7 protein-coding genes are annotated in these 8582 nt (G+C 47.7%); 3 read left to right on the top strand and 4 right to left on the bottom strand.

Annotated features, from left to right (window positions below; all coding sequences use genetic code 11):
* Positions 1–40: 40 nt before the first annotated feature.
* Positions 41–1942 (top strand): serine hydrolase domain-containing protein, encoded by a 1902-nt coding sequence (locus tag HPL003_RS22045; RefSeq protein WP_014281991.1) that lies wholly within the window; start codon positions 41–43, stop codon positions 1940–1942.
* A gap of 166 nt (positions 1943–2108) precedes the next feature.
* Positions 2109–5138, top strand: a complete 3030-nt coding sequence (locus tag HPL003_RS22040; RefSeq protein WP_014281990.1) for a hypothetical protein — start codon at positions 2109–2111, stop codon at positions 5136–5138.
* A 148-nt stretch (positions 5139–5286) separates the two neighbouring features.
* Here HPL003_RS22040 and HPL003_RS29300 read toward each other — a convergent pair whose 3' ends face one another.
* Together HPL003_RS29300 and HPL003_RS22035 are read right to left on the bottom strand one after the other, a co-directional pair.
* Positions 5287–5451, bottom strand: coding sequence for a hypothetical protein (locus tag HPL003_RS29300; RefSeq protein ID WP_167321409.1), 165 nt, complete (start codon positions 5449–5451; stop codon positions 5287–5289).
* A 29-nt stretch (positions 5452–5480) separates the two neighbouring features.
* Entirely contained in the window at positions 5481–5846 is a 366-nt protein-coding gene (locus HPL003_RS22035) for a hypothetical protein (protein ID WP_014281989.1), read from the bottom strand.
* A 308-nt stretch (positions 5847–6154) separates the two neighbouring features.
* On the opposite strand from HPL003_RS22035, the gene greA reads away from it, so the two are divergent.
* Positions 6155–6634 carry a transcription elongation factor GreA gene (gene greA, locus HPL003_RS22030; RefSeq protein WP_014281988.1) on the top strand — a complete coding sequence of 160 codons (480 nt, stop codon included), beginning with the start codon at positions 6155–6157 and terminating at the stop codon, positions 6632–6634.
* Positions 6635–6780: 146 nt separating this feature from the next.
* Here greA and HPL003_RS22025 read toward each other — a convergent pair whose 3' ends face one another.
* Positions 6781–7320 carry a transcription repressor NadR gene (locus HPL003_RS22025; protein WP_014281987.1) on the bottom strand — a complete coding sequence of 180 codons (540 nt, stop codon included), beginning with the start codon at positions 7318–7320 and terminating at the stop codon, positions 6781–6783.
* Complete coding sequence (locus tag HPL003_RS22020; protein WP_014281986.1) at positions 7317–8471, bottom strand: IscS subfamily cysteine desulfurase; 1155 nt, start codon at positions 8469–8471, stop codon at positions 7317–7319. Before HPL003_RS22020 ends, HPL003_RS22025 begins: the two co-directional genes overlap by 4 nt.
* Positions 8472–8582 lie beyond the last annotated feature (111 nt).

The raw sequence follows: 8582 nt of genomic DNA, 5'->3' as shown, positions 1-8582 counted from the left end.
AATCAAGAAGCCAACTTCATACGTAAGGAGGGTGCTTCACATGAAGAATAGAGGCATTCGTTGCATATCCGCATTCATAGCATCGTTGTTTCTCTGGAATCTGCTCATTGCTCCGGCATGGGCAGCAGGCAGCATAACACCGAATTCATTGGAAAAAGCAGTGGATCACATCATGAGTACAGAATTGGAAAAATTGCATATTCCGGGGGCTGCCGTGGTCGTGACCCAGGAAGACCAAATACTTTTTAGTAAAGGGTATGGATATGCAGATCTGGAGCGGAAAATAGCCTTCGACCCGGCGAAGACCATTGTTCGTGTCGGCTCTCTAACCAAATCTTTTAGTGCAAGCGCCGCTATGCAGATGGTCGAGCGAAACAAGCTCAATTTGAATGAAGACGTGAACAGCTATCTCCACAGCTATAAAGCTTCGCAATACCCAAATCAGCCTTTTAATCTGCATCAGCTTTTGACACATACCTCGGGATTGGACGAAGCGCTGTACGGCATTAACAGCTCGACCAAGGCAGGCACTTTGCCTACAGAGCAGTATCTCAGCACTTATTTTCAAAATCAGCCGCCCATTCGCAAGCCTGGAATTCAGTTTGATTACAGTAATGTCGCCTACGGTCTGGTCGGTAATATCGTGGAGCAAGTAAGCGGTCAGGGACTGAATGATTACCTTCGTACACATCTGTTCCAGCCGATGAATATGCCTAGCGCGACACTGGATTTGCCGCTAAATCATCCGGCACTGGCTCAATCGTATCGGCGGAAACATGGAGCATATTTGAAACAGCCTTTTTCGTATATTAATCTGCCGGGAGCAGGAGCGTTGAGCATCACACCCAATGAATTTTCACATTATCTGATTACTCATTTAAACCAAGGCAAGTATGAGGGGAAAGCAGTGCTTCAGCCACAATCGGTAAAAGTTATGCATGCGCAGCAATTTGCAGCAGATCCACGTCTGGATGGCGTGGGCTACGGATTTTTCCGCGGTCAACTGGAGACAGGCGTACCCATGCTATGGGCTACCGGGGAAATTGATGATTTTATTTCCGAAATGGTACTGATTCCTTCCCAAAAGATCGGTATTTTTGTGACCATCAATGCGGCTGACACAGACACCCTGCTTCATGGAGAAGTGATAAATGCGATAGCCCAAATGTTGCCCGCAGAGCCGCAGGCTGCTTCTCAGTCACTGGCTCGTTCTGCCACGCAAATGAAGCTTCCACCAGAGATCGAGGGCGTATATCAGGTGAATGTGAACCCCGTTCATGGGTGGGGGAAATGGATTCGGATGCTGGGAAGCATTAAATACACCGTTCGGATTCAAGATGATCATACGTTAATTGTCAACGGTGAGTACCCGAATGAAAATGAAGCAGCGGACAAAATTTTTCAAGCAGCAGGCGATGGGCTGTTTGTGGAAAAGGGGGGCCAGCTTAAAATTTTGCTGTATCAGCAAAACGATATAAGGATGATGGTCGCCCCGGATAGTAAGACCATGAAGCAGACGACACTTTGGCACCAGACCTGGACGCTGCTTGTCAGCTACGGTGCCGCCTCCTTGTTTTTCATCACAACCCTGCTGATTTGGATCGTAAGATATGTGATCAGAGCTATCCGCAAAGATAACACTCACATTTCTTCAACCCTTGCATTCATCGCGTTACTGAATTCGATTTTTCTCGGCGTACAGTTTATTTATGGAAATAGTCAGATTGTATATGGCTATCCAGCCTGGTATGTCTGGGGGATTTGTACGCTCCCACTGATTTCAGCGCTCATTGCCGTATGGGTATTGATCGTGAATGCTGCAAAGCTGATTACGGGGGAAAGGAGAGGCAGATCCACGAGCAAAATCCTGTTTGCGGTGCTCACATTGCTGCATACCGTATATCTTTTTTATTGGAATTTCCTCCCTGTCCATTATTCATAAACATTCAAAGCATTTTGCATGATTCCAAGAGCCATTTTTAATCAGCCATATAGAGATCGAAACTAATTTACAAAACGTTGCATGTCCGAACATAAATGAATGCTAAAGTTTATACTTGGTTCCCCACCAACCGGGGACACAAACTAACAAACAGGAGGAATAGGAATTGGGAATCATTCGTCTTTTTGCATCCCGCAGCTTCAAATACGCAACTGCAATGGTGTTCAGTTTGTCGTTGTACGCTGGTGCTGTGAGCAGCATACAACCGGCATCGGCAGAAGGTCCGGCTGATCCGGCCCCTTTTATAGCCGCCAAGGTGGTTAATGAAAACGCTGGCAAAAAAGTGTTGTTCGATAATACACACGGACAGACAGCCGGTGCGGCAGACTGGGTGATTGATGGCGGATTTTCAGACTTTGGCCAAGCCCTTGCAAGCAACGGCTATGATGTGCAGGAGCTTCGCAAATCTACGCCGATTACTTACAATGATCTGAAGGATTATGATGTATTTGTGACGGCAGAGCCGAATATTCCTTTCAAACAAAGCGAACAGGCTGCGATGGAGCAGTATGTAAAAGCAGGCAACAGCATTTTCTTCATTGGAGATCATTATAATGCGGACCGCAACAAGAACCGTTGGGACGGATCAGAGAGTATTAACGGCTACCGTCGCGGAGCATGGGAAGATCCTGCCAAGGGAATGAGTGCGGAAGAAAGAAGCTCGGCAGCGATGCAGGATGTAGTCAGCTCGGATTGGCTGGGCAGCCAATTTGGTGTGCGTTTTCGCTACAATGCATTAGGCGATATTACCGCCAATCAGATTGTCGAGCCAGCGCAGGCGTTTGGCATTACAGCTGGAGTGAGCAATGTCGCAATGCATGCAGGATCAACACTGGCCATTATCGACCCGGCGAAAGCCAAGGGGATCGTATATCTTCCTAAAACCAATCAGGCTTGGGGCAACGCGGTAGATCAGGGCGTCTATAACGGAGGCGGCGTACCGGAAGGACCCTATGCAGCCGTATCCAAAGTAGGACTCGGTAAAGCAGCCTTTCTGGGGGATTCATCTCCTGTTGAAGATGCGACGCCAAAATATCTGCGCGAAGAGACAGGAACCAAGAAGACGACGTATGACGGCTTTAAGGAGCAGGACGATGCTGTGCTGCTGGTTAATATCGTCGATTGGTTATCCAAGAAGGAGAACTACACCAGTCTGACGGATGTGAAAAGCTTGCAGCTTGACCAGCCGACAGCACTGCTGTCTTTTGAGGAGCCGCAGGCTTCGACCGAGCCACAAGCCGAGCCTTGGTCCGCTCCCGCAGCAGGCTACAAGTGGTGGGATCAGCAGACGTACAAGCCCGGAGCCTATGGTAGCTCTACGGCCAGTACGCAGCCTGTGTACAGCATCGTTCGTCAGGATCAGCTACCGAATGCAGAGCCTTTTCAAATTCGAATTACTGCAGACCAACTGGCTCCGAATACCACGATTAGTGGATTCAGCGCAGGTATTTATGTAGCGGGCGGCAATCAGGTAGCCCAGATTCAAAACCAGGATGGCACCTGGCCGACCTCGTACGGCTATAGCGGAGCATTCAGCCTGGAGTCCGACAGCAAGGGACATGGCTACAAAGATCTCACCGTACGGATTAAGCCAGGAACCAGCGGTTCGGCCAATCTTAGGCTGAGACAAAACGGCAGCAACCTGTTGACCCAATCGGTCGTGCTGGCAGATGTTCCAGCCCAGCCGTTGCCCGAGGAAGGGAATACCATTCCGGCTCGTATCAGTGTTGCAGAAGCACGGAGCCTCCCGGCTGGCAAAGTTGTTACACTGGAAGGTACTGTGACGACCGAGCCAGGTGCATATGGTGGTCAAGCCTTTTATATGCAGGATGAAAGCGGCGGTATTTATGTATATCAAAACCAAAGCGGTTTTCACCAAGGCGATAAGGTGAAGATTACAGCCAACCTCGCATTGTATAACAGTGAACTGGAACTGACCGATCCGGTGGCTATTGTGAAGACGGGTGAAGGAGAGCTTCTGGAAGCTCTACAGATCACCGAGCTAAGTGATGCTAACCAAGGGCAGTTGGTCGAGCTTCCACAAGCCATCATTCGTAATGTAGTAGACGCGACTCCCGTCGGTTCGTTTGAATTTGATGCGGTGTCCGGCGAGGTAAGCCACCATGTGCGTGTGGATGCACGTACAGGCGTAACACGGACCTCTTTTCCATATCAAGAAGGACAGCAAGTGAAGATTAAGGGGATTTCAGCGATTTTCAAAGGGAATTACCAGTTAAAACCTCGTAGTCTTGATGATTTTACAGCTCAGGCAGGGGCGGCATTGCAAGAAGTGAAGCTTTCGCTGGATCAAACAACCCTCAATGTTGGGGATACAGCAGTGACACATCTCAGTGGTACGCTTACGGATGGAAGCAAAGCGGATTTAAGTCATGCTTCCGTTCAGTATGCCAGCAGTCATGAGACTGTTACCCTCGATACGTATGGACAAATTAAGGCAGAAAAAGAGGGGAGCGCCGAAATTACGGCCAGCGTAACACTGGACGGTAAAACCATCGTATCCAATCCAGTAACCGTTACAGTCCAGAAAGCTGTTGCAGGCGAAGTGCCAGGCAAACCTGTACTGTCCCATGATAACGGGCAGAATACCGGATTGAAGGACGGCGATTATAATATCACGATGAATCTATGGTGGGGTACGAACGGTGATGAACTCAAGCTGTATGAAAACGGCGAGTTGATCGGGACTCAACCGTTGAAATCCGCCTCCCCCGGGGCGCAGAACGCAGTCATTCCGGTAACGGGCAAGGCAAATGGAACTTATACGTACACTGCCGAGCTGATCAACGCTTCTGGTAAAACGACCAGTGATCCGTTAGTCGTCAAGGTGACCGATGCTTTGCCGGGCATTCCGGTGCTGTCTCATGACAATTGGGACGGTGACGGCAACTACAGGGTTTCCATGAATATGTGGTGGGGCACCAATGCGACAACATATAATTTGTATGAAAATGGCGAGCTGATCGACACGCAAGAGCTGGCGAGCAAAACTCCCCAGGCTCAAAGTGCAGCTACAAACATTCAAGGCCGAAAGGCGGGCACCTATGAGTATCGGGCCGAGCTGGTCAATGCCTCAGGAAAAGTTTCGAGCAAAACGATTACTGTAGAAGTGAAGTAGCATTAAATAGCAAGAGCATCTATTGGCTTCCAGGAGTCCGATAGATGCTCTTCTTTACTTATTCAGGCTGTCGCTCTTTCGTTTAACGTATCGCTTTACATCCCGAATATCGGTATCTAAAAAAAACCTGGAACAGGGACTTGCCCATTTAAGAGGAGGATGAGGATGTAGATGTAGATGAAGATGAAGTTGGCTGAGCCGAGAGAGTATCTATATCGGTAGAGCCGAAGAAAAATAAAACAATCAGAATAGTGAGAATGATAAACTCTGCAAAATGCTCCCCGTCAAACTCGTTTGCCGTATGCTCACTCACCGCAAATAACCCCTTTCATCATCGGTGTGTTACTTATCCATTTTCTTTTGAAAAGCTTGTATAACTTGATCCAGCGTCATATTTCCGTTGTCATTTAAAAATTTCACCATGTTGTCGACATTGGTAGAGTTCGATGCTAATGTTTTGTATTTTCCCGTTAATCCTACAAGCAGAGTTGCTTGTCTGTATAAAGTAACGGAATCGACGTGCAGCTTTCCTGTTAACAGCAGGGCCGCTACCACGACCTCCACATTTTTTCCATGCAGAGCAGAGAAGATAGCCGAGTTACTGTTTAACCCATTTTTCTTTTGTCCGTTAGAGTTAGGAGATGATTTGGATTTGCGATTTCCATTTCCGTTTCCATTTCCGTTTCCGTTCTTTCCTAAGGAAGCCATTGAATCTTCCTCCCACCATCAACTGTTCTTGCCTGGTATGAAGAAAGTTTGGGACAAGGACAGTGGCACTGCACGTGCTCATCAACTGCGATATAATCTTATAGTATGCGAAAAGAAAGCATTGGTTACTGTAAGAATAACCCTGTCTGAGTGAACCCGACTGCTATCATCCTGTAATTTCTTTTCGCATGTTGACCCAATATAGGTTAAACTACAATAAAGCAAGCCAAATGAGCATTTTGCATAAATCCCAAGAGCGTTAGTAATCGAATTATGCAAAATGCTGAAATAGGAGTTGTAGATAAAATATGTCGAATGAAGAAGTTTTGTTGACTAAAGAGGGATTGGCCAAGCTGGAGGATGAGCTTAAGGAACTGAAGACTGTAAAACGCAAGGAACTCGCTGAGCGGCTTAAGCTGGCTATCAGCTACGGCGATTTGAAAGAAAATAGTGAGTATCACTCAGCCAAGGACGACCAAGCGTTTATGGAAACCCGGATTCTCATATTGGAGAAGATGCTGACCAAAGCCCGGGTTGTGGATGAGAGTAATCTGGATCTAAGAACCGTTAGTATCGGATCGACAGTCATTCTGAATGACATCGAATTTTCTGAGAAGATGGAGTACAAAATTGTAAGTCCTGCTGAGGCGGACGTGCTGGATAATAAAATTTCCTACGAAAGCCCTCTAGGAAAGGAACTTTTGGGTAAAGAAGTAGGCAGTATCATTCATGTGAATGCACCCATGGCTGTCATCAAATACGAACTGCTCGAAATTAAGCTGACGTAATCCGTTCCCGATTCCCTTTTATGAGGGGGCCGGGTTTTTTACTTTTTAATGAGCACATTTTTAATCATATAGCCGCCCCACCGGAGCGCAGGGTGCGCTCCACATGCAAGACAGGGGTTACATAGTATCTGCTATAACACTGCAAGCTAGTCCGTCATTAGAAAACCAGCGTTCTCCAATGCAGCACAGGCTTCATTAATTTTAGCTTCATCCGGGGCGTGCAGGGTATGAAGATGAATGCCTCCGGTCAGCTGGGACAAATAAGTGGCTTGAGTGGAGTTGATTTTGCGGATAAAATCCTCCACTTCCTTGCGATTTCCGACTCGTATCGGAGCAGTCAGATCGCCATATACCGGATGCTCCACAATAACATCCTGCACACTTACACCATAATCCACAATTAGCTTTAATTCCTCTTCTGTCTGTTCAGGTCGGTGATTGCACACGATAATACGTGAGGCTATGGGAGCAGCCTGCCCCGCAGGCTCCATGTAAATGTATCCTTGGCTCGTAGCCAGGATAGGCTCTTGGCTTGCCTTTAACAGGGAAATATCTTGTACGATTACTTGTCTGGAGACGGAAGCCCTGCGTGCCAGCTCGTTCCCGGTCAGAGGCGACTCGCTCTTAAGCCACTGTAGTAGCTGCTCGCGACGTTCCGTGCCCATCCGTTTTAAAGGTTCAGTCAACGGGATAAGCTCCTTTCTTGTCTGCTTGTCAGGTCTGTTAAAATATCCACCAACACATCCAGATCCCCGGTGGTTGTTGCTTTCCCGAAGGAAATACGGATAAATTGCAATGCTTCACGTCCGGATGCTCCAAGCGCCTTGAGAGCAGGCGAGGGCTCGTGATGTCCGGAGGAACAGGCGCTTCCGGTGGATATACAGACACCGCTACGGTTACATTCCAGCATAACATATTGTCCCTCATAACCGTGAAAAAAACATCCTAGAATATGACTGAGTCTCGCAATCTTATTGTTTTCCTGTGCGGCCAAACGCAATGGAATTGATCTTTCCTGAATTTTGTTGAAAAAATACTGTCTTAACGCAGCGTATCGTTCCTGATGTAGCTCCATTTGTTTTGTCATCATTTCCACTGCTGCAACAAACGCTGCAATGCCGGGAACGTTGACCGTTCCGGGGCGAAACCCGTTTTCATGCAGTGTATCAGGATACACAGGGCGCCACGGTGTTCCCGGCCTGAGATAAACCGCACCCACGCCCTTGGGACCATACACTTTATGGCTTGATATAGAGATAGCATCCACCCCCAGCAGCTCTACATCAACAGGAATATTGCCAAAGGTTTGTACTGCGTCGCTGTGCAGCACAATCCCTCGTTCCCGTAGCAGGGGAGACAAGGTGGCAAGATCCTGAATAAGCCCGGTCTCTGAATTGGCATGCTGTACGGATACAAGCCCGGTGTCTTCTCTGAGATGAGGTAAGAGGGTATCACGGGTGATTCGTCCTTCCTTGTCCGGCTGTACAATGGTCAGCTCATAGCCCTGTCGCTCCAGCAAAGCAGCAAGATTGTACATCGAATGGTGTTCCAGGGCGCTCATGATCCAGTGCTTTTTATGCGGTGGCAGTCCGTTCAGGATGGACTGTACAGCCAGCATATTAGACTCCGTTCCCCCTGTTGTGAAATAAACGCCTTCCTTTTGACCTCCAATCATATCTGCGATCCGTTGTCTGCTAAAATCCAGTGCATAAGCCGCATGACCGCCCGCATCATGGAGGCTACTGGCATTTCCGAACATTTCCTTATTTAATGTGTTATACATATTCAAAGCTTCGTCACACATTGGTGTAGAAGCGGCGTAGTCCAGATAAATCATGGCGAATCTCCCCCTGCTAAAAATAATTCCATCCAAAAAGCCTTGAGATTATTGTAGGCATGTGTAAATATAAGTGTCAAGACACTTGTAAACATATATGCACACATAGCG

This window comes from Paenibacillus terrae HPL-003, from assembly GCF_000235585.1.
Taxonomy (GTDB): Bacteria; Bacillota; Bacilli; order Paenibacillales; family Paenibacillaceae; genus Paenibacillus; species Paenibacillus terrae_B.
Note: the sequence above shows the minus strand (reverse complement) of the source record. Positions and strands in the feature narration are given on the sequence as shown.

Excerpts from the sequence above, each read along its gene's own strand:
- HPL003_RS22045 (WP_014281991.1), top strand. The coding sequence starts at position 41 with ATGAAGAATAGAGGCATTCGTTGCATATCCGCATTCATAGCATCGTTG.
- HPL003_RS22035 (WP_014281989.1), bottom strand. The coding sequence starts at position 5,846 with ATGGCTTCCTTAGGAAAGAACGGAAACGGAAATGGAAACGGAAATGGA.
- greA (WP_014281988.1), top strand. The coding sequence starts at position 6,155 with ATGTCGAATGAAGAAGTTTTGTTGACTAAAGAGGGATTGGCCAAGCTG.
- HPL003_RS22020 (WP_014281986.1), bottom strand. The coding sequence starts at position 8,471 with ATGATTTATCTGGACTACGCCGCTTCTACACCAATGTGTGACGAAGCT.